The sequence below is a fragment of the Pseudomonas sp. R3-18-08 genome (assembly GCF_003852065.1).
In the GTDB taxonomy this organism is placed as follows: Bacteria; Pseudomonadota; Gammaproteobacteria; order Pseudomonadales; family Pseudomonadaceae; genus Aquipseudomonas.
On the sequence record NZ_CP027729.1, the window covers coordinates 5,368,815 to 5,390,841 of the forward strand.

The window sequence follows — 22,027 nt, forward strand, 5'->3', positions numbered from 1 at the left end:
AAGGAGTGTTGGCTCATGCGAGAAAGACCCGTGACGAACCCGGCGCCTACCCCCGCTGCGTTCATCAACGCGCAAAATGCGATCACCGGTTTGCGCGGCCAGGATCTGCTGTCGACCCTGCGCACCGTCGCGGCACATGGCCTGCGCAACCCGCTGCACACCGCACGCCACGCCCTGGCCCTGGGCGGCCAACTGGGCAGGGTGTTGCTCGGTGAAACGGTGCATGAACCCAACCCCAACGACAACCGCTTCAGCGACCCCACCTGGAAGCTCAATCCCCTGTACCGGCGCAGCCTGCAGGCCTACTTGAGCTGGCAAAAACAGACGCGCAACTGGATCGATGACAGCGCCCTCAGCGCGGATGACCGCGTTCGCGCACAGTTCGCCTTCACCCTGCTCAACGATGCCGTCTCCCCGTCCAACACCCTGCTCAACCCGCTGGCGATCAAGGAGCTGCTCAATTCCGGCGGCAACAGTGTGGTGCGCGGCGTGAGCCACTTGTTCGAAGACCTGCTGCACAACAACGGCCTGCCGCGCCAGGTCAGCAAGCACGCCTTCGAAGTGGGCAAGACCGTTGCCACCACCCCGGGCTCAGTGGTGTTTCGCAACGAACTGCTGGAGCTGATCCAGTACAAGCCCATGAGCGAAAAACAATATGCCAAGCCCTTGCTGGTGGTGCCGCCGCAAATCAACAAGTACTACATCTTCGACCTCAGCCCGGCCAACAGCTTCGTGCAATACGCCCTGAAAAACGGCCTGCAGACCTTCATGGTCAGTTGGCGCAACCCGGATGTGCGCCATCGCGAGTGGGGCCTGTCCACTTACGTTGCCGCGCTGGAGGAAGCGCTCAACGTCTGCCGCGCGATCACCGGCGCGCGCGAGGTCAACCTGATGGGTGCCTGCGCGGGTGGCCTGACCATTGCGGCGCTGCAAGGCCACCTGCAAGCCAAGCGCCAGCTGCGGCGCGTCGCCAGCGCCAGTTACCTGGTGAGTTTGCTGGACAGTCAGATCGACAGCCCGGCCGTGTTGTTCGCCGATGAGCAAACCCTTGAAGCCGCCAAGCGTCGCTCCTACCAGAAAGGCGTGCTGGACGGCCGCGACATGGCCAAGGTGTTCGCCTGGATGCGCCCCAATGACCTGATCTGGAACTATTGGGTCAACAACTACCTGCTGGGCAAGGAACCGCCGGCCTTCGACATCCTGTACTGGAACAACGACAACACGCGCCTGCCCGCCGCGTTGCATGGCGACCTGCTGGATTTCTTCAAGCACAACCCGCTGAGCCATCCCGGGGGCCTGGAGGTGTGCGGTACCCCCGTCGACCTGCGCAAGGTCACGGTAGACAGCTTCAGCGTGGCCGGCATCAACGATCACATCACGCCATGGGACGCCGTGTATCGCTCCACTCAACTGCTGGGCGGTGAGCGGCGTTTCGTGCTGTCCAACAGCGGGCATATCCAGAGCATCCTCAACCCGCCCGGCAACCCCAAGGCCAATTACGTCGAGAACCCCAAGCTGAGCAGCGACCCGCGCGCCTGGTACTACGACGCCCATCACGTCGAAGGCAGCTGGTGGCCGCAGTGGCTGGCGTGGGTCCAGCAACGTTCGGGCGTGCAACGCGAAACCCTCACTGCCCTGGGCAACCAGAATTACCCACCGATGGAAGCGGCGCCAGGCACCTACGTGCGCGTGCGCTGAGCTCAACGATCCCACTTAAGAAGGCTGGATGAAGACCCGCGACCGTATACTTGAGTGTGCCCTGCTGCTGTTCAATCGCAAGGGCGAGCCGAACGTGTCGACCATGGAAGTGGCCAACGAAATGGGGATCAGCCCCGGCAATCTCTATTACCACTTCCACGGCAAAGAGCCTCTGGTGCTCGGGCTGTTCGAGCGCTTTCAGGCTGAGCTGGCGCCCTTGCTCGATCCGCCCGCCGACGCGCAACTGGAGGCTGAGGATTACTGGCTGTTCCTGCACCTGATCGTGGAGCGCATGGCCCACTACCGGTTCCTGTTCCAGGACCTGTCGAACCTGGCCGGGCGCTTGCCGAAGCTGGCGAAAGGCATTCGTAGCCTGCTCACGGCGCTCAAGCGCACCCTGGCCTCTTTGCTGGCACGGTTGAAGGCGGCGGGGCAACTGGTCAGCGATACACAGGCGCTCGGCCAATTGGTGGAACAGATCACCATGACGCTGCTGTTTTCCCTGGACTACCAACGGATTCTCGACCGCAAGGGTGAAGTGCAGGTGGTGATTTACCAGGTGATGATGCTGGTAGCGCCGCACTTGCTCGCGCCGGCACGGCAGGCGGCCGAGAGATTTGCGCTGAAATACCTGGATGACCCTGATTGAAAATACGCAGCCATAAAAAATACCCGACCTCTGCAGGCCGGGCATTTTTTGTGTCCTGGAAAACTCAGGACTGACTGGATGGCGTCGGCGTCGACGTAGCAGTCGGGGCCACAGCAGCAGGGGTCGGTGCGGACACTGAGTTGGCTGTGGAAGCGGTTGCCGCAGCAGGCTTGGCGGCCGCTGGTTTTTTCGCTACCGCTGGCTTCTTAGCAACGGGTTTTGCCGCAGGCTTGGCAGCGGCAGATTTGGCTGCGGGTTTTGCAGTTGCAGGCTTAGCGGCGGGTTTCGCGACGGCCTTGGCTGCGGGTTTAGCGGCAGCTTTGGCGGCTACGGGTTTTGCGGCTGGCTTGGCGGCCGGCTTGGCAGCGGCAGTTTTCGCCGCAGGCTTGGCGGCAGGTTTTGCAGCCGCTTTGGCTGGAGCCTTCACCGCAGGTTTGGCGGCAGCTTTAACCAAGGGCTTGGCAGCGGCTTTCGCAGCGGGTTTGGCCGCAGCGGTCTTAGCGGCAGGCTTGGTCACAGGGTTTGCAGCAGCCGCCTTCACGGGAGCCGCTTTCGCGCCGGTGAGTTTTTCGATTTGCTTGGTCAGGGTGTCGACCTTGCTGTGCAGCGTTTTCAGTTCAGCTTTGCTCGGCACGCCCAGTCGCGAAATAGCACTGTTGAGACGCTTGTCGAAGGTTTCTTCCAACTTGCTCCAGGTGTCGGAAATGCTCGACTTGGCAGAGCCTGCGCTGGCCTTGGCCGCATCAACTTTTTTGCCAACGGTGCTCTTGGTCAACTTCTCGGCTTTTTCACCGTCCTTGACCAGCGTCTCGAAGTATTTGCCACCATCACTGCTAACCTTCGAGTACACGCCTAAACCAGCAAGCCAGATCTTTCGGGAATATTTTTCAACTTCCCCGACCCACGAGCTGCTTTCTTTCTGAGTAGTTTTTTTAACAGCCATCCCGATGTCTCCTTAGTGTTTACGCGCGACACGTTCGAGCAATGCCGTCAGCTCTTCGAGCTTAGCAGAGAGTGTCTCCACGTCATGTTTAGACGCAATGCCGATTCGATTCAAGGCACTTGCAACACGTGTGTCAAAAGCTTTTTCAACTTTATCCAGTTGCACTTCAACCCGGCGGCTGATGCTGGAGACGTTACTCGTTACTTGGTCAATCTGACTGTTGGCGGCATCAAGTTGTTCAACCACAACTTTTTTGCTTTTACTTTCAACATGTTGACCGCTCTTAACGAGCTCTTTGAAGTATTCGCCACCCTCGCTGCCGACCTTGGCGTAGGCACCAAGACCCGCCAGCCAGATCTTGCGGGCATAGCCTTTGACCTGACTCAGGGCAGTGGTCTGACTGTCGATTTTTTTCTTCAAAATAACTTTGGCCATGGTGCACCTCACGCAAAATTGGGTGGAGGAACCGCCCGCAGGAGTTGAGGGCTTGGGCACAAAGTAAGGTGAAAAATTAGAATCGGCACCCTAAGCGTCATCACATCAGGCCAATGCCTTATCCACGGCTTTTTCGATTTCGGATTTGAGGGTACCGCTCATGGCCGACATCAACAGGCCCAGTTCCACCTCGATACGCAATGAATCATCGGCGACCAGAACGGTGCCTTTAACGCCTGACCGCTTGAGGTTCAAGGTATCGCCAGACCATGACGACTCCAGGCCATATTTATCCTTGAGTTTCTGCGCCAGCAGGTCGGCCTTGGCCCGGGCGCCTTCTTTACCCAGGGAATGCTCACGCTCAATGGTTATACGGGCCATTGCAATGACTCCTCTCTATAAGTGCCTGGAAACCTTCGATGCGGCAAAAGGTCTCGATAAGCACCTATCTTACCTTCAGCCTTGCCAAGACAAAGCAGGCCCCGGGGATTATCATGTCCCGCATTCTCTTTTGGTGACAGCGATATGACTGATCAGCGCAAAGGCAGCGATGCCGAACCCACCACTCACTTCGGCTTCAAGAACGTCCCGGAAAGCCAGAAAGCGGAAAAAGTCGCTGAGGTGTTCCACTCCGTAGCCGCCAAGTACGACTTGATGAACGACGTGCTCTCCGGCGGCATGCACCGCCTGTGGAAGCGTTTCACCATCGAACTGTCGGGCGTACGCACCGGCAATCGCGTGCTGGACATCGCCGGCGGTACGGGTGACCTGGCGGCCAAGTTTTCCAAGCTTGTGGGGCCGACCGGCCAGGTGGTATTGGCCGATATCAACGGCTCGATGCTCAAGGTTGGGCGTGACCGCCTGCTCGACAAGGGCGTGGCCGGCAATATCGAGTTCGTCCAGGCCGACGCCGAAAAGCTGCCGTTTCCCGACAACCACTTCGACTGCGTGACCATCGCCTTCGGCCTGCGCAACGTCACCCACAAGGAAGACGCGATCCGCTCGATGCTGCGCGTGCTCAAGCCGGGTGGCCGCCTGTTGGTGCTGGAGTTCTCCAAGCCGACCAACGCGCTGATGTCCAAGGTGTACGACACCTACTCGTTCGCCTTCATGCCGTTGATGGGCAAGCTGATCACCAATGACGCCGAGAGCTACCGCTACCTGGCCGAATCGATCCGCATGCACCCCGACCAGGAAACCCTGAAGTCGATGATGGTGGAGGCCGGTTTCGACCGCGTGACCTACCACAACATGACCTCGGGCATCGTCGCCCTGCACCGCGGCATCAAGCCCTGATGTTGCTCGCAGGCCTTCTGGCAAGCGTCGAACACGGCCTCAACCGTGTCTTGCGCCTGGACAGCACCGCCCTGGCGCGGCTTGCGCACCTGACCGGCAAAGTTATCGCCGTCGATTGCCGCAGCCCCGCCGTGCAGCTGTTTATCCTGCCCAGCGATGAAGGCCTGCTGCTCGCAACGCAATGGGCGGCCGAGGCCGACTGCACTCTGCGTGCGCCAGCCTCCAGCCTGTTGCACCTGGCGCTGAGCCGCAACAAGACCGCTATCCTGCACAGCCCCGAAGTGGCGCTGGAAGGTGACAGCGCGGTGCTGATGGACCTGGCCGCCGTGCTGCAAGACCTGGAGCTGGACTGGGAATACGAACTGTCACGCTGGATCGGCCCCGTCGCCACCCAGTTGATCAGCGGTCACCTGCGCAGCCGTTCGCGCTGGTACCAGCAAGGCTTCGCCAGCCTCAACCAGAACCTCGCCGAATACCTGAGCGAAGAATCGCGCACCCTGGTCGGGCAACGGGAAGCGCAAGCGCGCTTTCGTGAGCTCGACAAGGCCAAAATCGACCTGGAACGCCTCGAGGCCCGCTTCGAGCGCCTGAGCCGTTCCCTTGATCCAAGCGATAACGCATGAAGCTGCTCGCCGTCCGCCGTTTGTTTCGTATCCAGCGCGTCGTAATCCGCTACCGCCTCGATGACCTGCTGTTCGCCCTGCCCCTGCCATGGTTCCTGCTGGCGGTGCGCTATGTGCTGCCGTGGCGCTGGTTGCCGCGTAAAAAGCTGGAGCTGAGCCGAGGCGCATGCCTGCGCCTGGCATTGCAGGACCTGGGGCCGATCTTCATCAAGTTCGGGCAGATCCTATCGACGCGCCGCGACCTGTTGCCCGAAGACATCGCCGATGAACTGATGCTGCTGCAAGACCGCGTGCCGCCGTTCGATTCGCAGGTGTCGATGAAGCTGATCGAAGAGCAGCTGGGCAAGAAGATCACCGAGGTGTTCAGCCGCTTCGATGTCGAGCCGTTGGCATCAGCCTCGGTCGCGCAGGTGCATGCCGCGCAGCTCAAGAGCGGCGAAGAAGTGGTGGTGAAGGTGATCCGCCCGGGCCTCAAGCCGATCATCGGCCAGGACCTGGCGTGGCTGTTCATTCTCGCCCGCGCCGCCGAGCGTTTTTCTGCCGATGCGCGCCTGCTGCATCCGGTGGACGTGGTGGCCGACTACGAAAAAACCATCTACGACGAACTCGACCTGCTGCGCGAAGCCGCCAACGCCAGCCAGCTGCGCCGCAATTTCGAAGGTTCGCAACTGCTGTACGTGCCGCAAGTGTATTGGGACTGGTGCCGCCCCAAAGTGCTGGTGATGGAGCGCATCTACGGCGTGCAGGTCACCGACCTCGCAACCCTGGCCGACCAGCGTACCGACATGAAGATGCTGGCCGAACGCGGCGTGGAGATTTTCTTCACCCAGGTGTTCCGCGACAGTTTCTTCCACGCCGACATGCACCCCGGCAATATCTTCGTCAGCACCGTCAACCCGTGGAGCCCGCAATACATTGCGATCGACTGCGGCATCGTCGGCAGTCTCACGCCGGAAGACCAGGACTACCTGGCGCGCAACCTGTTCGCCTTTTTCAAGCGTGACTACCGCCGCGTGGCGCAGTTGCACATCGACTCGGGCTGGGTGCCGGCGGAAACCAAGCTCAACGAATTCGAAGCGGCGATCCGTACCGTGTGCGAGCCGATCTTTGAAAAACCGTTAAAAGATATTTCCTTCGGTCAGGTGCTGATGCGTCTGTTCCAGACCGCGCGGCGCTTCAATATGGAAGTGCAGCCGCAGTTGGTGCTGCTGCAGAAAACCTTGCTCAACATCGAAGGGCTGGGCCGCCAGCTGTACCCGGACCTCGACCTGTGGAACACCGCGCAGCCGTTCCTGGAACGCTGGATGCGTGAGCGGATGAGCCCGAAAACCATGCTGGGCAACCTGCACAGCCAGATGGAACAGCTGCCGCACCTGGCCAACATGACCCGCGATTTGCTGGAGCGCATGTCCCAGCCGCACGCCAAGGATCCCGAGCCGCCGTGGCGCAAGCGCAAGGACGACTGGTTCCTGCGCCTGCTCGGTGCCGCGCATCTGGTGGGTGGGGTCATGCTGGCGATTGGCGGCCCGTTGAATCAACTGGGCCAGTGGCCGGCCGGCATCATGGTGGCCGTGGGCGTTTATCTGATCGTGCGTCGATAACCCATCCGGTTATACACTGTCGCAAATTGCCGGAGCCGAACATGAAAGACTGGCTGGACGAGATCAAGTGGGACAGTGACGGCCTGGTGCCGGCCATTGCCCAGGACTACAAGACCGGGCGCGTGCTGATGATGGCCTGGATGAACCGCGAGGCCCTGAGCCTCACCGCCGCTGAGCAGCGCGCCATCTACTGGTCACGTTCGCGTGGCAAACTGTGGCGCAAGGGCGAAGAGTCCGGGCATGTGCAAACACTGCATGAGTTGCGCCTGGACTGCGATGCCGACGTGGTGATCCTCAAGGTCGAACAGGTCGGCGGCATCGCCTGCCACACCGGCCGTCACAGTTGCTTCTATCGCGTGTTCGAGAACGGCGAATGGAAGGTGGTGGAACCGGTACTCAAAGACCCGCACGCTATCTATTCGGCAGGACATTGAACATGAGCGATACCCTGAACCGTGTGGCCCAGGTGCTGGAAGAGCGCAAAGGCGCGGATGCCGACAGCTCCTACGTCGCCAGCCTGTATCACAAGGGTCTGAACAAGATCCTGGAAAAGCTCGGCGAAGAATCCGTCGAGACGATTATTGCCGCCAAGGATGCGCAGATCAGCGGCGATTGCAGCGATGTCATCTATGAGACCGCCGACTTGTGGTTCCATAGCCTGGTCATGCTCGCCCAGCTGGGGCAGCATCCACAGGCCGTGCTGGATGAACTGGACCGTCGCTTCGGCCTGTCCGGGCACGCCGAGAAGGCCTCGCGCCCGTCCGCCTGAATAACTTTTATCGAGGATTTGCAGCATGGGTATTTTCGACTGGAAACACTGGATCGTCATTCTGGTGGTAGTGGTCTTGGTGTTCGGCACCAAGAAGCTGAAAAACCTCGGCACCGACGTGGGTGAGTCGATCAAGGGCTTTCGCAAGGCCATGAACGATGACGAAAAACCTGCCGACCCGGTGGTGAACCCGGTTCCGCCGGCCCAGCCTGTACACCCTCAGGCCGCCCAGCCGATCACCGAGCGTCGTACCTTCGACGTGCAGGCTGAAAAAGTCGAAGAGCCGACCCGCAAAGACTCGTGAGCACTGACTAATGTTTGGTATCAGCTTCTCTGAACTGCTGCTCGTCGGCCTCGTCGCCCTGCTGGTATTGGGGCCGGAGCGCCTGCCCGGTGCGGCACGCACGGCCGGCCTGTGGATCGGGCGCCTGAAACGCAGTTTCAACGCGATCAAACAGGAAGTTGAACGGGAAATCGGTGCCGACGAGATCCGCCGGCAGCTGCACAACGAACATATCCTGTCGTTGGAGCAGGAAACGCGCAAGATTCTGTCGCCGGTGCAGGAACCCGCCAAACCCGCGGAACCTGTGGTTGAAAACAGCATCGCGCCAGCAGCCGTTGCCGCCCCCACCCCAACCGCCCCGACAGAGCCTGCGCCGACGCCCGTTGCGTCGCCCGCGCCCCATGACCCTACATTGCCGCCGCGAGCCCCATGAGCGCTGATAAACCGGAAAACGACCAGCACATGCCGCTGGTCTCGCACCTCACCGAGCTGCGTACCCGCCTGCTGCGTTGCGTAGCGGCCATCTTCATCATCTTTGCCGGGCTGTTCGCCTTTACCCAGCAGATCTATACCTTCGTCTCCACGCCACTGCGCCAGTATTTGCCGGCGGGCGCGACGATGATCGCCACCGACGTATCGTCGCCGTTCCTGACGCCGTTGAAGCTGACCATGATGGTCTCGCTGTTCCTGGCGATCCCAGTGATCCTGCATCAGATCTGGGGCTTCATCGCGCCGGGGCTGTACAAGCATGAGAAACGCATCGCCGTGCCGTTGCTGGTGTCGAGCATCCTGCTGTTCTACACCGGCATGGCGTTCGCCTACTTCCTGGTGTTTCCGCTGATCTTCAAATTCTTCGCCGCCGCCACCCCGGCCGGCGTGGAGATGATGACCGACATCACCAGCTACCTCGACTTCGTGATGACGCTGTTCTTCGCCTTTGGCGTGGCCTTCGAAATCCCGGTGGCGGTGGTGTTGCTGGTGTGGATCGGCGTGGTCAACGTGGCGTACCTGAAGAAGATCCGCCCGTACGTGATCATCGGCTGCTTCGTGGTCGGCATGATCCTCACCCCGCCGGACATCTTCTCCCAGACCTTGCTGGCCGTACCGATGTGGATGCTGTTCGAAGTTGGCATCCTATTCAGCGGCTTGATCAGCAAGCGTGGCGAACACCCGGATGATCAGGCTGCCGACGACGACCAGCCGCCAGCGACCCAGCCGTGAACCTGCTGCTACTCGAAGAGGCCGATTTTATTGCGGCCGACCGGGTGATCCTGCGTGATCGGCGCTTGGTGCATATGCAGCAAGTGCATCGCGCCGAAGTGGGTGACAACCTGCGAGTGGGGCGTATTGGCGGGGCGATGGGCAATGCGCAGTTGCTGCGCCTGCAAGACAGCGAGGCCGAGCTGCAGGTCAGCTTCGACCAGCCGCCGCCGAGCAAACTGCCGCTGACCCTGCTGCTGGCGCTGCCACGCCCGAAGATGCTGCGCCGGGTGCTGCAAACCGTTGCGGCCATGGGCGTGCCGAAGGTGGTGCTGGTCAACAGTTATCGGGTGGAAAAAAGCTTTTGGCAAACGCCGTTCCTCGAACCGCAGGCGGTCCGCGAGCAACTGATCCTGGGCCTGGAACAGGCGCGGGACACGGTACTGCCCGAGATCATTATCGAGAAACGCTTCAAGCCGTTCGTTGAAGACCGCCTGCCGGCCATGGCCGAGGGCACGCTTGGCCTGATCGGCCACCCCGGCGACTACCCGCCCTGCCCCCGAGGCCTGGAGGAACCGGTGACCTTGGCGATTGGGCCGGAAGGTGGCTGGATACCCTATGAAGTCGAGCTGCTGACCAAGGCCGGCCTGCAACCGGTGCAGCTTGGCGCACGTATCCTGCGGGTGGAAACCGCCGTGACTGCCCTGCTTGCCCGGTTGTTCTAACCCAATAACCTATGCACAGCGCAGTCAAGCCAGCGCCCACAAGGTATGTGCGCTAACCGTCAGATCGAGACAAAGAAGAAACTCGCGATCAATGCCATCCCCACGGCCCACACCAGCGAACGCAACAGCGCCCAGTCCGCCAGGTAGCAAATGATGTACAGCAGGCGGCTGGTGATGAACAGCACCGCCAGCACGTTGATGGTCACCAGCTCGGCCGTGCCGGCCAGGTGAGCGATGATCACCGCCGCCGCAAAGGCCGGGGTGACTTCAAAGCTGTTGAGTTGCGCATTGTGGGCACGCTTGGCAACGCCTTCGACCGTGTCCAGGAACGCACGCGGGTCGTGGTTATGCCGCGGCCCGAACTTGCCGCCGCTGAACTTGGCCACACCGGTACACAGGTACGGCAGAAAGATTGCAATCAACACACACCAGAAAGCCACTGTCATCAGTCATTCCCTTTTTTGGTTTTATCAAGGCAGTCAGAGCGTCATCACTCACAGGCCGATCGGCGCCGACGTTCAAGCTATGAGCCATGATCGGCCGAAAGGTTCTTTCCTGTAAGGGCACCTGTTTATACTAAACAACGTCCCGACGCACGCTGTGCACCTACATTTCCCCGTCCCAAGGACCCCGGATGCTTGAACTTGTCGCCGCCTTCATTTGCCTCACCACCCTGCTCACCTATGTGAACTTTCGTTTTATCGGCCTGCCGCCCACCATCGGCGTAATGGTCACTGCGCTGCTGTTTTCGCTGATCCTGCAAGGCCTCAGTTTCATCGGCTACCCCGGCCTGGAAGAGCGCATCCAGCAATTGATCGGCCAGATCGACTTCGGCGACTTGCTGATGAACTGGATGCTCTCGTTCCTGCTGTTCGCCGGCGCGTTGCACGTCAACTTGAGCGACCTGCGCAGCTACCGCTGGCCCATCGGCCTGTTGGCGACCTTTGGCGTATTGATCGCTACCCTGGTGATCGGCAGCCTGGCGTACTACATCTTCGCCCTGTTCGGCTGGCACGTGAGTTTCCTGTATTGCCTGCTGTTCGGCGCGCTGATCTCGCCGACCGACCCGATTGCGGTACTGGGCGTGCTGCGTACCGCCAACGCCTCGAAACCGCTGAAAACCACGATCGTCGGCGAATCGCTGTTCAACGACGGCACCGCAGTGGTGGTGTTCACCGTCCTGCTGGGCATCGCGCAGCTCGGTGAAACACCGACCGTAGGCGCCACGGCCATGCTGTTCGCCCATGAGGCGATTGGCGGTGTGGTGTTCGGTGGGCTGATCGGTTACCTCGTGTACCTGATGATCAAGAGCATCGAGCAGCACCAGATTGAAGTCATGCTGACCCTGGCGCTGGTGATCGGCGGCTCGGCGATGGCCACTGAACTGCACGTCTCGGCACCGATTGCGATGGTGGTGGCCGGGCTGATCATCGGCAACCTGGGCCGCAAGCTGGCGATGAACGACATGACTCGGCGCTATCTGGATGGTTTCTGGGAGTTGCTCGACGACATGCTAAACGCCCTGCTGTTTGCACTGATCGGCATGGAACTGCTGCTGTTGCCGTTCAACTGGCTGCACGTATTGGCGGCCAGTTTGCTCGCTGTGGCGATTCTGCTGTCACGCCTGCTGACCGTGGCCCCGGCGATCCTCCTGCTGCGGCGCTGGCGCACGGTACCGCGCGGCACCATCCGCATCCTGACCTGGGGCGGTTTGCGCGGCGGCGTCTCGGTAGCACTGGCCCTGGCATTGCCGCTGGGCCCGGAACGCGACTTGTTGCTGAGCATCACCTATATCGTGGTGCTGTCGTCCATCCTGCTCCAGGGCTTGAGCATCGGCAAACTGGTCAAGCACGTGACCCAGGGCGAAGCCGAGGCCACGTCCACGCATCACTGATTTTTTTCGACCTGCTGCGGATGCCTCGGGTCCGCAGCCTTCTTGCCCGGCAAGCTGCCCTCACTGCGGATCTGCGCATGGCTGATCAGCGCAAAGATGAAGCTGCCACCGATGATATTGCCGGCCAGGGTCGGGCCGGCAAATATCAGCCAGAAGTCATGCCAGGACAGTTCGCCGGCAAACACCAGGTAGGACACTTCCGCCGAACCCACTACGATGTGGGTAAAGTCCCCCAGCGCCATGAGGTAGGTGATCACAATAATGATGAACATCTTGGCGCTTTCCATCGACGGGATCATCCACACCATGGTGGCGATCATCCAGCCGGAGACGATGCCCTTGGCGAACATCTGGCCGCTGTCATTCTCCATGACCTTGCGCCCGATTTCGAGGAAGGCCAGGTCGGTCTTTGCATCGAAGATCGGCAGGTGCAACATCACATAAGCCACCAGCAAGGTCCCGCACAGGTTGCCCACCAGCACCACCGTCCAGAGCCGCAACAGGCGCCCGGCATTGGACAGGGTCGGTTTGCTCATCACCGGCAACACGGCCGTGAGGGTGTTTTCGGTAAACAGTTGCTGGCGCGCGAGGATCACCGCCAGGAACCCCGCGCAATAACCAAAGCTGGCGATGACCTTGAACGCTTCGCCGTCCGGCAAGCGCGAGTTGAGCAAGCCCATAGCCATCAGCGACAGCCCCATGGTCAACCCGGCAGCCAAGGCAGACCACCACAACGCCGCGACGTTGCGCTCCAGCTCCTGGTCGCCCTGAGTACGGATGATTTCATGCAGCACCGCCGCGCGGGGCGGCTGGTTCTTGTCTACGTCCTGCTGCTCTTCGTGGGACAGGTTGGGGGTTTTGCCTGCTTCGTCGGTGGCCATGATGATCCGGAGTCCAAGGGGGGCGTGTAGCTACGACACGCCGCCACCGTGGCTGTTCAGTGGCCAGGCAACTAAAGCGCAATCCTCCAGGCCTTGACCCAACTCCATCGGATTCTTGAAGACAGTATTTACACCGCCACGCTGTTACTCGGAAAGACCGTCGTCCTTGAACTGATCCTTCACGTATTTGATTTCGGTGCGGCCGTGAGGCGCTGGCAGGCCGTCTTCGCCGAGGTTGACGAAGACCATTTTCTCGACGGTCAGGATGCTTTTTCGCGTGATTTTGTTACGCACTTCACAGGTCAGGGTGATGGAGGTGCGGCCGAACTCGGTTGCGGTGATGCCCAGTTCGATGATGTCGCCCTGGCGGGAGGCGCTGACGAAGTTGATTTCGGAGATGTACTTGGTCACCACGCGCTGGTTACCCAATTGCACGATCGCATAGATCGCCGCTTCTTCGTCGATCCAGCGCAGCAAGCTGCCGCCGAACAGGGTGCCGTTGGGGTTGAGGTCTTCGGGTTTTACCCATTTGCGGGTGTGGAAGTTCATGGTCACTCCAAAGCGTGTTGCCCAATGATGGCCAATATCATGGCAGAGCCCGGGTCCAAGCTCTATGAGCCATTGCCTATCAACCCCATGAGCGATCTTCATGCCGCCGACAGAAAGGCTTGGGAAGTGCCGCATACACAGCTATAATCGCCCCCGTTTCAAAACGGTCATCTTCCGTAGGTACCGTTCTCCCGCCACCTGTCCGAGGGGCGCTGCAGCAGGCTTGGCCTGTCAGGCTCGGATGGGGCGTTGTCTGGCCTGGTTCACCTGGCTTGATACTAAACGCACAACGGCGCCCATTCGCACACTACGAATGGAGGCTCTTCATGAGCGCTGTAATTACGCCTGCAGAATTCAACGACTACAAAGTCGCCGACATGTCCCTCGCCGCCTGGGGCCGTCGCGAAACTTTTATCGCCGAATCCGAAATGCCAGCCTTGATGGGCCTGCGTCGCAAGTACGCCGCTGAGCAGCCGCTCAAGGGTGCGAAGATCCTCGGCTGCATCCACATGACCATCCAGACTGCCGTGCTGATTGAAACCCTGGTTGCCCTGGGTGCCGAAGTGCGTTGGTCGTCCTGCAATATTTTCTCGACTCAAGACCAGGCCGCTGCCGCTATCGCCGCCGCCGGTATTCCGGTGTTCGCCTGGAAAGGCGAAACCGAAGCCGAGTACGAGTGGTGCCTGGAGCAAACCATCCTCAAGGATGGCGCGCCGTGGGATGCCAACATGATCCTCGACGACGGCGGTGACCTGACCGAGCTGCTGCACAAGAAATACCCGCAGATCCTCGACCGCGTCCACGGCGTGACCGAAGAAACCACCACCGGCGTACACCGCCTGCTGGACATGCTGGCCAAGGGCGAGCTGAAAATCCCGGCCATCAACGTCAACGACTCGGTGACCAAGAGCAAGAACGACAACAAGTACGGCTGCCGTCATAGCCTGAACGACGCCATCAAGCGCGGCACTGACCACCTGCTGTCGGGCAAGCAAGCCCTGGTGATCGGTTACGGCGACGTGGGCAAGGGTTCGTCCCAGTCCCTGCGTCAGGAAGGCATGATCGTCAAGGTCTCCGAAGTCGACCCGATCTGCGCCATGCAAGCCTGCATGGACGGTTTCGAAGTGGTTTCGCCGTTCATCGACGGCATCAACGACGGCACCGAAGCGAGCATCGACAAGGCGCTGCTGGGCAAGATCGACCTGATCGTGACCACCACTGGTAACGTGAATGTCTGCGACGCGAACATGCTCAAGGCGCTGAAGAAACGCGCAGTGGTCTGCAACATCGGCCACTTCGATAACGAGATCGACACCGCTTTCATGCGCAAGAACTGGGCATGGGAAGAAGTGAAGCCACAGGTGCACAAGGTTCACCGTACCGGCTCGGGCGATTTCGACCCGCAGAACGACGATTACCTGATCCTGCTGGCCGAAGGCCGTCTGGTGAACCTGGGTAACGCGACCGGCCACCCAAGCCGCATCATGGACGGCTCGTTCGCCAACCAGGTACTGGCGCAGATCTTCCTGTTCCAACAGAAGTACGCCGACCTGTCGCCTGCCCAGAAAGCCGAGCGCCTGACCGTGGAAGTACTGCCGAAGAAACTCGACGAAGAAGTGGCCCTGGAAATGGTCCGCGGCTTCGGCGGCGTAGTGACCCAACTGACCAAGACCCAGGCCGACTACATCGGCGTGACCGTTGAAGGTCCGTTCAAGCCGCACGCTTACCGCTACTGATATGCCTGCTGCCCACTCTCCCTGTGGGGGAGCGGGCTTTAATGCGGGAGGGGGCTTGCTCCCGATGGCGGTGGGTCAGTCGATATATTTACTCACTGACACTCCGCTATCGGGGGCAAGCCCCCTCCCACATTGACGGTGTACATCTCCGGTTTTATGAGTTTCCAAGGGTATGACCATGTCCCAAGAGCGTCGCTACAGCTTCGAGTTCTTCCCGACCAAGACCGATGCTGGGCATGAAAAACTGATGGCCACTGCCAAACAGTTGGCCAGCTACCAGCCCGACTTCTTTTCCTGCACCTACGGCGCCGGCGGTTCGACCCGTGACCGCACGATCAACACCGTGCTGCAGCTCGAAAGTGAAGTCAAAGTTCCTGCCGCTCCGCATTTGTCGTGCGTGGGCGATAGCAAAGCCGACCTGCGCGGCCTGCTGACCCAATACAAAGCCGCCGGCATCAAGCGCATCGTCGCCCTGCGTGGCGACCTGCCCTCCGGCATGGGCATGGCCAGCGGTGAGCTGCGCTACGCCAATGACCTGGTGAGTTTCATCCGCGAAGAAAGCGGCGATCACTTCCACATCGAAGTGGCCGCCTATCCGGAGATGCACCCCCAGGCGCGCAATTTCGAAGACGATCTTAAGAACTTCGTACGCAAGGCCAACGCCGGCGCCAATAGCGCGATCACCCAGTACTTCTTCAACGCCGACAGCTACTTCTACTTCGTCGAGCGTGTACGCGCCATGGGTGTGAACATCCCGATCGTGCCGGGCATCATGCCGATCACCAACTACAGCAAGCTGGCGCGCTTCTCCGACGCCTGCGGTGCCGAAATCCCACGCTGGGTGCGCAAGCAGCTGGAAGCCTATGGCGACGACGTCAAAAGCATCCAGGCGTTCGGCGAGCAGGTCATCACCGAGATGTGTGAGCAGTTGTTGCAAGGTGGTGCGCCAGGGTTGCACTTCTATACCCTGAACCAGGCTGAACCCAGCCTTGCCATCTGGAACAACCTCAAGCTGCCACGCTAAGGCTTGCCCGGTTGTGCCAAGGCCCTCGTTCACGAGGGCCTTTGTCGCTTCACATTTGTCGTTTTAAGTGCTCAGGAACCCCGCAGTCCATGAATACAGTGTCTTCCTCTTCCCGTCCGCAGCTGGTCTACCTCGTCTTCGGCGCCGAAACCTACCACCAGGAAGCGGTATTCAGCATCGCCAGCGCATTGGCTTTCCTGCAGGACACCCCTGACGCGGCCGTGGATATCCAGGTCTTCAGCGACAACCCCGAACCCTATCGCCTGCTGCCGGTGCGTGTACGCCCGCTGGACGAGGCGACTCGCAAGCGCTGGAGTGAACCCCACGGTTATCACTTTCGCACCAAGCACGTTGTGCTGCGCCAGGTGTTGCAAGAGTCGCCGGTAGCGCTGCTGATCGACACCGACACGTTTTTCCACCGTTCCCCCCTGACGCTGTTCGAGCGTGTGCAGCCGGGCACCTTGCTGTGCAACGCCTTCTACACCAAGTACGGCGACAACCACGAAAGCATCCTCTACACTGCCCTGCGCCAGCGCCTGTTGGAGATGGGCGTGGCCGACGATGACATGATGACCCTCAACTCCGGCGTGATGGGCCTGACCCAGCAGGACGCGCACATCCTCGACCGTTCGATCGAGTTGATGGACGAACTGTTTCCCCATGCCCAGGGTGCCTACACACTGGAAGAGTTCTGCCTGTCCATCGCCGCCTACCGCACCGTCAACGTGCGCGAGTGCCCGGACCTGATCCACCATTACTGGAGCCGCAAGCAGCTGTTCCGGGCCAAGGTCAAGGCCTGGATCGCCAAGCACGCCGCCGCGCCCACCAGTGCGCTGGCCCTGGCCGACACGCGCCAGGTGTCCGCCCACTTGCCGCGCCCGCCGCGTTTGCAGCGCACGCTGTACAAACTGATTACCCTGTTGCTGCCCAAGCACCAGCAGCAGTTCATCCGTGAAATCCTCTACGGTTGCTATGAACACGAAAACGAATTCGACCAGGCCTGCGGCCCCGTTTGGTGGGACAAGGCCCGCCAGAACCAGGAAGAACGCCAGCAACGCCCGATTGACGCGCACCAGCTCGAACGCTGGTTCGCCAACCCGGTGGTGCGCCTGATCCTCGGCGAGCGGCGTGCCGCGATCCACGCTCACCTGATGGACGCGCCAGTAAACTGAGACCCGGCGCCAACGCGCGTGCCAGAGCTTCTCTTTATCTCGGTAGCGTCGTAACCTCAGGGAATGCCCGTCATTTTCAAGTTGTTGATCGCTACGCTTTTCACTTGCCTGAGCCTGGCCGCTTATGGCGAGAAACTGCGCATTGTCACCGAACCATGGGCGCCCTACGTCTACGACGACAACGGCAGCATGCGGGGCCTGGACTACGAAACCACGGTGATCGTGTTCCAGCGCCTCGGCGTGGATGTGCAATGGCAGTTCCTGCCATGGAAACGTTGCCTGGCGATGCTTGACCAAGGCCACGCCGACGGCGCGCTGGATATTTTCCACAGCCACGAGCGCGACGCCTTGCTGCTCTACCCCAGCGAACCCTTGTCGACGGTCGAATTCGTGCTGTTCTACGCCAATGAGCGTCCGCACCCCGCCGAAACCCTCGACGATCTGCGCGGCCTGAGCGTGGGGATCTCTCCCGGTTACCTGTATGGCGAAGCCTTCGGCGCGTCCGCCACCTTTGCCCGTGAACCCGCCCCCAGCCATGAGGCCAACTTCGGCAAGCTGATGCTGGGGCGCATCGATATGGTGGTCACTGACCGGCGCGTGGGGCAGCACGTGATCAAGCAATTGGGCCTGGAAGACAAAGTCAGCCAGGCGCCGCTGGTGGTCAGCCGCCAGCAGCAGTTTCTTGCCGTGCGCCGTGGCGCGGGCATGGATTTGCTGGTCCAGCGCTTTGCCGCGGAGCTCAGGCGCTTTAAGCAAGAGCCGGCCTACGCCGCCTTGAGCGCCAAATATGGCGGTATCCAGGCGCAAACGGCGCCCATCAGCGCGTCCGAATACACCGTTGAGCAGCAGGAAAGCAGCGCGCAGTGATTGCTCTGTTATACTCCGGCCTTTCCGCCAGGCTTACGCCCGGCCGCTGAGGTCTTGAAAAAGGCACCCAACCCCGCTACAGCGCAGCTTTGCAGCCCGCGCGAGCCGGTGGAGTGCCCGCCAGACGCAGCAGGACCGGACGGGATTACGCTCCCCTAAGCGCCATTCACGCCCGGCAAGATTATCCCTCTGGGCCAAGCCCTAACTAAAACAGGATTACTCATGTCCTTTGCTTCCCTCGGTCTCTCCGAGGCTTTAGTCCGCGCCATCGAGGCAGCGGGCTATACCGAGCCTACTCCGGTGCAACAGCGGGCCATTCCCGCCGTGTTGCAAGGTCGCGACCTGATGGTTGCGGCGCAGACAGGTACCGGTAAAACCGGTGGTTTCGCCCTCCCGATTCTGGAGCGGTTGTTCCCCAACGGTCACCCGGACAAATCCCAGCGTCACGGCCCGCGCCAACCGCGCGTACTGGTCCTGACCCCTACCCGCGAACTCGCCGCCCAGGTGCACGACAGCTTCAAGCTGTATGCCCGCGACCTGAAGTTCGTCAGCGCCTGCATCTTCGGCGGCGTCGGCATGAACCCCCAGGTTCAGGCCATGTCCCGTGGTGTTGACGTGCTGGTGGCCTGCCCGGGTCGCTTGCTCGACCTGTGCGGCCAAGGCAGCGTCGACTTGTCCCACGTGGAAATCCTCGTGCTGGACGAAGCCGACCGCATGCTCGACATGGGCTTTGTCCATGACGTGAAGAAGGTCCTCGCCCGCCTGCCGGCCAAACGTCAGAACCTGCTGTTCTCGGCAACGTTCTCCCAGGACATCACCGCCCTGGCCGGCAAGCTGTTGCACAACCCGGAACGCATCGAAGTCACGCCGCCCAACACCACGGTCGAGCGTATCGAGCAACGCGTGTTCCGCCTGGCCGCCAGCCACAAGCGTTCGCTGCTCGCGCACCTGATTACCCACGGTGCCTGGGAACAGGTGCTGGTATTTACCCGCACCAAGCACGGCGCCAACCGCCTGGCCGAGTACCTGGACAAACACGGCCTCACCGCCGTCGCCATCCACGGTAACAAGAGCCAGAATGCGCGCACCAAAGCCCTGGCCGACTTCAAGGCCGGCAGTGTGCGCATCCTGGTCGCCACCGATATCGCCGCGCGCGGCCTGGATATCGACCAGTTGCCCCATGTGGTCAACTTCGAGCTGCCGAACGTCGACGAAGACTACGTGCACCGTATCGGCCGTACCGGCCGTGCCGGTCGTTCGGGCGAGGCCATTTCCCTGGTCGCACCGGACGAAGAAAAACTGCTGAAAAGCATCGAGCGCATGACCAAGCAGAAAATCGCCGACGGCGACCTGATGGGCTTCGATTCCAGCGCCGTGGAGGCCGAAAAGCCTGAAGCGCGCGAGCGTCCGGACGTGCGCAACCCACGCAACCCACGCGGTCCGAAGGGCGATGGCCCGAACGGCGGCGGTGGTGGCGGTGGCCGTCGCGACAAGGGCAAGGACAAGGGCAAGGAAAAAACTGCGACCAGCAGCCGTGGCGAACGCCCGGCCCGCGAGCAGAAGCCCCGTGAAGGCACCCCGGCCCGCGAACAGCGCCAGCCGAGCCAGCCGCCACGCGCCGCATCCGACCGTGCCCCGGACGAATTCCTCGACGACGATGTGGATAACTTCGGTAACCGCGTTGACTACGTGCCACAAGCCAAGCCGGCCCAAGGCCGCGGCCGTCGCCCAGGTGCCCCGGCACAAGGCGCAGGCGCAGCCGCTCCACGTGGCGGCCAGCCACAGGGCGCGCGCCAGAACGGCCCGCGCAACAGCAGCGGCGGCACCACCGGCACCCCGCCGGCCAAACGCAGCGGCCCGCGCAACGGCGCACCGCGTGATGGCCAGGCGCGCCGCGAGGATTCGCGCAGCAACAACCGCCGCCCGGCCCGTGACGACCAGCCGCTGTCCGAGCCAGCCGTGCAAAACCCGCGCGGTGGCCCGGCGCCGAAGATTATCCACAAGGAGTCGAAAGCGGATCGCTTCCCGACACCCGAGCAGTTGGATCAACTGCCTGGCCGTCCTCGTGGGGAAAAACCAGCGCTGCTGACCCGCAACCGCTGAGTTCCAAGGCGCCATAAAAAATGCCCCGCATCTTGGATGCGGGGCATTTTTTTGACTCGACCAGATCAAATGTGGGAGGGGGCTTGCTCCCGATAGCAATGGATCAGCCAGCACTGCTGGGGCTGACCCACCGCTATCGGGAGCAAGCCCCCTCCCACAAAGGCCCGCATTGTCAGGCGGACATTACTTCTGCTTCACACCTTCCAGCGAAATATCCAGGTCGACGGTCTGCGAAGTCGGGCCTGGGCCTTTCACGCCGAAGTCGTTCAGGTCGATCGTGGTCTTGGCGTTGAAGCCAGCACGCTCGCCGCCCCATGGATCCTTGCCCTCACCGTTGAAGGTGGCCTTGAAGGTCACAGGCTTGGTCACACCGTGGAACGTCAGGTCGCCGGTCACGTCAGCGGTTTTGTCGCCGGTGGATTTAACCGCGGTGGACACGAACTTGGCGTCGGCAAACTTGGCCACGTCGAGGAAGTCTTTGCTGGCGATGTGCTTGTCACGTTCAGCGTGGTTGGACCACAGGCTGGCGGTTTTCACGTCGACTGCGATTTTGCTGGCTTCCGGCTTGGCGGCATCCCAGCTGAAAGTACCATCCCAGTCCTTGAAGGTACCGTGGATGTAGCTGTAGCCCAGGTGGCTGATTTTCCAGTCGATGAAGGCGTGCTGGCCTTCCTTGTCGATCTTGTAGTCAGCAGCCATCACCTGACCTGCGGACAGCAGGGCGGTACCGATAGCCAGAGCGGCGAGAGTCTTTTTCAACATGTTTTCTATTCCTTGTGAGTCGAGGTTGAACATCAGGCTTTGCGCCCCAGCATTCGCTTAAGGGTCACATCACGATCGATAAAGTGGTGTTTCAGCGCAGCCACGCCATGCAAGCCGGCGAAGACCACCAACACCCAGGCGAGATACAGATGCACCACGCCAGCGGTGTCTGCCTGGTCCGGTAGCCCGGAAACCACGGCAGGAATCTCAAACAGGCCAAACACCGGAATACCGACACCGTCTGCGGTGGAAATCAGGTAACCGGCAGTCATCACGGCAAACAGCCCCACATACAGGAACGCGTGACCAAACGCGGCGCCGATGCGGGTCAGCCGGCTGTAGCTGGCCAGCGGCGCGGGCGGCGGGCTGACCAGGCGCCAGACGATACGTACCAGCATGATGGCGAACAGCGTGATGCCAATGCTCTTGTGCAGGTCCGGCGCGTCTTTGCGCCAGGCACTGTAGTAGTCGAGACCGACCATCCACAGGCCCAGGGCGAACAATCCAAATACCACCAAGGCCACGCCCCAGTGCAAAACCATGCTGACCCAGCCATAGCGGGCCGATGAATTGCGTAACTGCATGAACTTAATCCCGTAAGAACTGTGCCCAAGACTAGCGCTTTACCTATCGAATTAAAGCGAAAAATTTCGCTTTGAAATATCGAGAAATGCGATCTGAAGGCTATGCATCATAAATTAACAAGGGATTAAGACTATTCCCAAGAAACGTGACAGACCGTCCTGCATTTACCGCGAATTTCCCCACAATGGCTTGTGACCCACGCCACCATTGCATAGGCTTGCGCGATTGTTTC

Annotated in this window: 25 protein-coding genes and 1 riboswitch; of the genes, 17 read left to right on the forward strand and 8 right to left on the reverse strand. The window is 60.9% G+C overall.

Features of this window, described 5'->3' with window-relative positions; translation table 11 throughout:
• Positions 1–15 precede the first annotated feature (15 nt).
• Both phaC and C4J92_RS24720 read left to right on the forward strand, forming a co-directional pair.
• Positions 16–1,698, forward strand: coding sequence for a class II poly(R)-hydroxyalkanoic acid synthase (gene phaC / locus C4J92_RS24715; protein WP_124405510.1), 1,683 nt, complete (start codon positions 16–18; stop codon positions 1,696–1,698).
• A 28-nt stretch (positions 1,699–1,726) separates the two neighbouring features.
• Positions 1,727–2,347, forward strand: coding sequence for a TetR/AcrR family transcriptional regulator (locus C4J92_RS24720; RefSeq protein WP_124405511.1), 621 nt, complete (start codon positions 1,727–1,729; stop codon positions 2,345–2,347).
• 64 nt (positions 2,348–2,411) lie between these two features.
• Here C4J92_RS24720 and C4J92_RS24725 read toward each other — a convergent pair whose 3' ends face one another.
• The 3 genes from C4J92_RS24725 to C4J92_RS24735 form a co-directional block, all read right to left on the reverse strand.
• Positions 2,412–3,290 (reverse strand): phasin family protein, encoded by an 879-nt coding sequence (locus C4J92_RS24725; RefSeq protein WP_124405512.1) that lies wholly within the window; start codon positions 3,288–3,290, stop codon positions 2,412–2,414.
• Positions 3,291–3,302: 12 nt separating this feature from the next.
• A complete protein-coding gene (locus C4J92_RS24730; RefSeq protein WP_124405513.1) occupies positions 3,303–3,725 on the reverse strand; it encodes a phasin family protein in 423 nt (140 codons plus the stop codon).
• A gap of 105 nt (positions 3,726–3,830) precedes the next feature.
• A complete protein-coding gene (locus C4J92_RS24735) occupies positions 3,831–4,106 on the reverse strand; it encodes a polyhydroxyalkanoic acid system family protein (protein WP_124405514.1) in 276 nt (91 codons plus the stop codon).
• Between the two features lie 144 nt (positions 4,107–4,250).
• Here C4J92_RS24735 and ubiE point away from each other — a divergent pair, with 144 nt between their 5' ends.
• The 9 genes from ubiE to C4J92_RS24780 are packed head-to-tail and all read left to right on the forward strand — an operon-like array spanning position 4,251 to position 10,222.
• The gene (gene ubiE, locus C4J92_RS24740) at positions 4,251–5,021 is read left to right on the forward strand and encodes a bifunctional demethylmenaquinone methyltransferase/2-methoxy-6-polyprenyl-1,4-benzoquinol methylase UbiE (RefSeq protein ID WP_003171186.1); all 771 of its coding nucleotides are present in this window, start codon (positions 4,251–4,253) and stop codon (positions 5,019–5,021) included.
• Complete coding sequence (locus C4J92_RS24745) at positions 5,021–5,644, forward strand: SCP2 domain-containing protein (protein WP_124372128.1); 624 nt, start codon at positions 5,021–5,023, stop codon at positions 5,642–5,644. Before ubiE ends, C4J92_RS24745 begins: the two co-directional genes overlap by 1 nt.
• Complete coding sequence (gene ubiB / locus C4J92_RS24750; RefSeq protein WP_124364756.1) at positions 5,641–7,245, forward strand: ubiquinone biosynthesis regulatory protein kinase UbiB; 1,605 nt, start codon at positions 5,641–5,643, stop codon at positions 7,243–7,245. The genes C4J92_RS24745 and ubiB overlap by 4 nt, the downstream gene beginning before the upstream one ends.
• A gap of 41 nt (positions 7,246–7,286) precedes the next feature.
• Complete coding sequence (gene hisI, locus C4J92_RS24755) at positions 7,287–7,679, forward strand: phosphoribosyl-AMP cyclohydrolase (protein WP_124405515.1); 393 nt, start codon at positions 7,287–7,289, stop codon at positions 7,677–7,679.
• Positions 7,680–7,681: 2 nt separating this feature from the next.
• A complete protein-coding gene (locus tag C4J92_RS24760) occupies positions 7,682–8,014 on the forward strand; it encodes a phosphoribosyl-ATP diphosphatase (protein WP_124364757.1) in 333 nt (110 codons plus the stop codon).
• A gap of 25 nt (positions 8,015–8,039) precedes the next feature.
• On the forward strand, positions 8,040–8,318 hold the full coding sequence (locus C4J92_RS24765) for a twin-arginine translocase TatA/TatE family subunit (protein ID WP_124364758.1): 279 nt from the start codon (positions 8,040–8,042) through the stop codon (positions 8,316–8,318).
• A 10-nt stretch (positions 8,319–8,328) separates the two neighbouring features.
• On the forward strand, positions 8,329–8,730 hold the full coding sequence (tatB, locus tag C4J92_RS24770; protein ID WP_124405516.1) for a Sec-independent protein translocase protein TatB: 402 nt from the start codon (positions 8,329–8,331) through the stop codon (positions 8,728–8,730).
• A complete protein-coding gene (gene tatC, locus C4J92_RS24775; RefSeq protein WP_124405517.1) occupies positions 8,727–9,518 on the forward strand; it encodes a twin-arginine translocase subunit TatC in 792 nt (263 codons plus the stop codon). Before tatB ends, tatC begins: the two co-directional genes overlap by 4 nt.
• The gene (locus C4J92_RS24780) at positions 9,515–10,222 is read left to right on the forward strand and encodes a 16S rRNA (uracil(1498)-N(3))-methyltransferase (RefSeq protein ID WP_124364761.1); all 708 of its coding nucleotides are present in this window, start codon (positions 9,515–9,517) and stop codon (positions 10,220–10,222) included. The genes tatC and C4J92_RS24780 overlap by 4 nt, the downstream gene beginning before the upstream one ends.
• A gap of 59 nt (positions 10,223–10,281) precedes the next feature.
• Here the strand turns inward: C4J92_RS24780 and C4J92_RS24785 are convergent, their stop codons facing one another.
• A complete protein-coding gene (locus C4J92_RS24785; protein ID WP_124364762.1) occupies positions 10,282–10,668 on the reverse strand; it encodes an MAPEG family protein in 387 nt (128 codons plus the stop codon).
• Between the two features lie 188 nt (positions 10,669–10,856).
• On the opposite strand from C4J92_RS24785, the gene C4J92_RS24790 reads away from it, so the two are divergent.
• Positions 10,857–12,116 (forward strand): sodium:proton antiporter, encoded by a 1,260-nt coding sequence (locus C4J92_RS24790; RefSeq protein WP_124405518.1) that lies wholly within the window; start codon positions 10,857–10,859, stop codon positions 12,114–12,116.
• On the opposite strand, the gene C4J92_RS24795 is transcribed toward C4J92_RS24790, so the two are convergent.
• On the reverse strand, positions 12,110–12,997 hold the full coding sequence (locus C4J92_RS24795; RefSeq protein WP_124405519.1) for a formate/nitrite transporter family protein: 888 nt from the start codon (positions 12,995–12,997) through the stop codon (positions 12,110–12,112). The two genes, C4J92_RS24790 and C4J92_RS24795, sit on opposite strands and share 7 nt — an antisense overlap.
• 144 nt (positions 12,998–13,141) lie before the next feature.
• Positions 13,142–13,546 carry an acyl-CoA thioesterase gene (locus tag C4J92_RS24800; protein ID WP_043046224.1) on the reverse strand — a complete coding sequence of 135 codons (405 nt, stop codon included), beginning with the start codon at positions 13,544–13,546 and terminating at the stop codon, positions 13,142–13,144.
• A 198-nt stretch (positions 13,547–13,744) separates the two neighbouring features.
• A riboswitch (S-adenosyl-L-homocysteine riboswitch) is annotated at positions 13,745–13,851 on the forward strand.
• A gap of 21 nt (positions 13,852–13,872) precedes the next feature.
• On the opposite strand from C4J92_RS24800, the gene ahcY reads away from it, so the two are divergent.
• The 5 genes from ahcY to C4J92_RS24825 all read left to right on the forward strand — a co-directional run bounded on the left by ahcY (position 13,873) and on the right by C4J92_RS24825 (position 20,448).
• Entirely contained in the window at positions 13,873–15,282 is a 1,410-nt protein-coding gene (gene ahcY / locus C4J92_RS24805) for an adenosylhomocysteinase (RefSeq protein WP_124364768.1), read from the forward strand.
• A 178-nt stretch (positions 15,283–15,460) separates the two neighbouring features.
• Positions 15,461–16,306: a methylenetetrahydrofolate reductase [NAD(P)H] gene (gene metF / locus C4J92_RS24810; RefSeq protein WP_124405520.1), complete on the forward strand. Its 846-nt coding sequence runs from the start codon at positions 15,461–15,463 to the stop codon at positions 16,304–16,306.
• A gap of 89 nt (positions 16,307–16,395) precedes the next feature.
• The gene (locus C4J92_RS24815; RefSeq protein ID WP_124364770.1) at positions 16,396–17,478 is read left to right on the forward strand and encodes a hypothetical protein; all 1,083 of its coding nucleotides are present in this window, start codon (positions 16,396–16,398) and stop codon (positions 17,476–17,478) included.
• Positions 17,479–17,541: 63 nt separating this feature from the next.
• Entirely contained in the window at positions 17,542–18,345 is an 804-nt protein-coding gene (locus tag C4J92_RS24820) for an ABC transporter substrate-binding protein (protein WP_124372136.1), read from the forward strand.
• A 222-nt stretch (positions 18,346–18,567) separates the two neighbouring features.
• Complete coding sequence (locus tag C4J92_RS24825; protein WP_124372137.1) at positions 18,568–20,448, forward strand: DEAD/DEAH box helicase; 1,881 nt, start codon at positions 18,568–18,570, stop codon at positions 20,446–20,448.
• 183 nt (positions 20,449–20,631) lie between these two features.
• Here C4J92_RS24825 and C4J92_RS24830 read toward each other — a convergent pair whose 3' ends face one another.
• A complete protein-coding gene (locus C4J92_RS24830) occupies positions 20,632–21,210 on the reverse strand; it encodes a YceI family protein (protein ID WP_124405521.1) in 579 nt (192 codons plus the stop codon).
• Positions 21,211–21,242: 32 nt separating this feature from the next.
• Entirely contained in the window at positions 21,243–21,794 is a 552-nt protein-coding gene (locus C4J92_RS24835) for a cytochrome b (RefSeq protein WP_124405522.1), read from the reverse strand.
• Positions 21,795–22,027 lie beyond the last annotated feature (233 nt).

What these genes read in the sequence shown, in the direction of transcription:
- C4J92_RS24800 (WP_043046224.1), bottom strand. Translation starts at nt 13,546, where the DNA reads ATGAACTTCCACACCCGCAAATGGGTAAAACCCGAAGACCTCAACCCC.
- C4J92_RS24735 (WP_124405514.1), bottom strand. Translation starts at nt 4,106, where the DNA reads ATGGCCCGTATAACCATTGAGCGTGAGCATTCCCTGGGTAAAGAAGGC.
- C4J92_RS24835 (WP_124405522.1), bottom strand. Translation starts at nt 21,794, where the DNA reads ATGCAGTTACGCAATTCATCGGCCCGCTATGGCTGGGTCAGCATGGTT.
- tatB (WP_124405516.1), top strand. Translation starts at nt 8,329, where the DNA reads ATGTTTGGTATCAGCTTCTCTGAACTGCTGCTCGTCGGCCTCGTCGCC.
- ubiB (WP_124364756.1), top strand. Translation starts at nt 5,641, where the DNA reads ATGAAGCTGCTCGCCGTCCGCCGTTTGTTTCGTATCCAGCGCGTCGTA.
- tatC (WP_124405517.1), top strand. Translation starts at nt 8,727, where the DNA reads ATGAGCGCTGATAAACCGGAAAACGACCAGCACATGCCGCTGGTCTCG.
- C4J92_RS24730 (WP_124405513.1), bottom strand. Translation starts at nt 3,725, where the DNA reads ATGGCCAAAGTTATTTTGAAGAAAAAAATCGACAGTCAGACCACTGCC.
- C4J92_RS24790 (WP_124405518.1), top strand. Translation starts at nt 10,857, where the DNA reads ATGCTTGAACTTGTCGCCGCCTTCATTTGCCTCACCACCCTGCTCACC.
- C4J92_RS24795 (WP_124405519.1), bottom strand. Translation starts at nt 12,997, where the DNA reads ATGGCCACCGACGAAGCAGGCAAAACCCCCAACCTGTCCCACGAAGAG.
- C4J92_RS24765 (WP_124364758.1), top strand. Translation starts at nt 8,040, where the DNA reads ATGGGTATTTTCGACTGGAAACACTGGATCGTCATTCTGGTGGTAGTG.
- C4J92_RS24830 (WP_124405521.1), bottom strand. Translation starts at nt 21,210, where the DNA reads ATGTTGAAAAAGACTCTCGCCGCTCTGGCTATCGGTACCGCCCTGCTG.
- C4J92_RS24815 (WP_124364770.1), top strand. Translation starts at nt 16,396, where the DNA reads ATGAATACAGTGTCTTCCTCTTCCCGTCCGCAGCTGGTCTACCTCGTC.
- phaC (WP_124405510.1), top strand. Translation starts at nt 16, where the DNA reads ATGCGAGAAAGACCCGTGACGAACCCGGCGCCTACCCCCGCTGCGTTC.
- C4J92_RS24745 (WP_124372128.1), top strand. Translation starts at nt 5,021, where the DNA reads ATGTTGCTCGCAGGCCTTCTGGCAAGCGTCGAACACGGCCTCAACCGT.
- C4J92_RS24785 (WP_124364762.1), bottom strand. Translation starts at nt 10,668, where the DNA reads ATGACAGTGGCTTTCTGGTGTGTGTTGATTGCAATCTTTCTGCCGTAC.
- metF (WP_124405520.1), top strand. Translation starts at nt 15,461, where the DNA reads ATGTCCCAAGAGCGTCGCTACAGCTTCGAGTTCTTCCCGACCAAGACC.
- C4J92_RS24820 (WP_124372136.1), top strand. Translation starts at nt 17,542, where the DNA reads ATGCCCGTCATTTTCAAGTTGTTGATCGCTACGCTTTTCACTTGCCTG.
- hisI (WP_124405515.1), top strand. Translation starts at nt 7,287, where the DNA reads ATGAAAGACTGGCTGGACGAGATCAAGTGGGACAGTGACGGCCTGGTG.
- C4J92_RS24760 (WP_124364757.1), top strand. Translation starts at nt 7,682, where the DNA reads ATGAGCGATACCCTGAACCGTGTGGCCCAGGTGCTGGAAGAGCGCAAA.
- C4J92_RS24725 (WP_124405512.1), bottom strand. Translation starts at nt 3,290, where the DNA reads ATGGCTGTTAAAAAAACTACTCAGAAAGAAAGCAGCTCGTGGGTCGGG.
- ahcY (WP_124364768.1), top strand. Translation starts at nt 13,873, where the DNA reads ATGAGCGCTGTAATTACGCCTGCAGAATTCAACGACTACAAAGTCGCC.
- C4J92_RS24825 (WP_124372137.1), top strand. Translation starts at nt 18,568, where the DNA reads ATGTCCTTTGCTTCCCTCGGTCTCTCCGAGGCTTTAGTCCGCGCCATC.
- ubiE (WP_003171186.1), top strand. Translation starts at nt 4,251, where the DNA reads ATGACTGATCAGCGCAAAGGCAGCGATGCCGAACCCACCACTCACTTC.
- C4J92_RS24720 (WP_124405511.1), top strand. Translation starts at nt 1,727, where the DNA reads ATGAAGACCCGCGACCGTATACTTGAGTGTGCCCTGCTGCTGTTCAAT.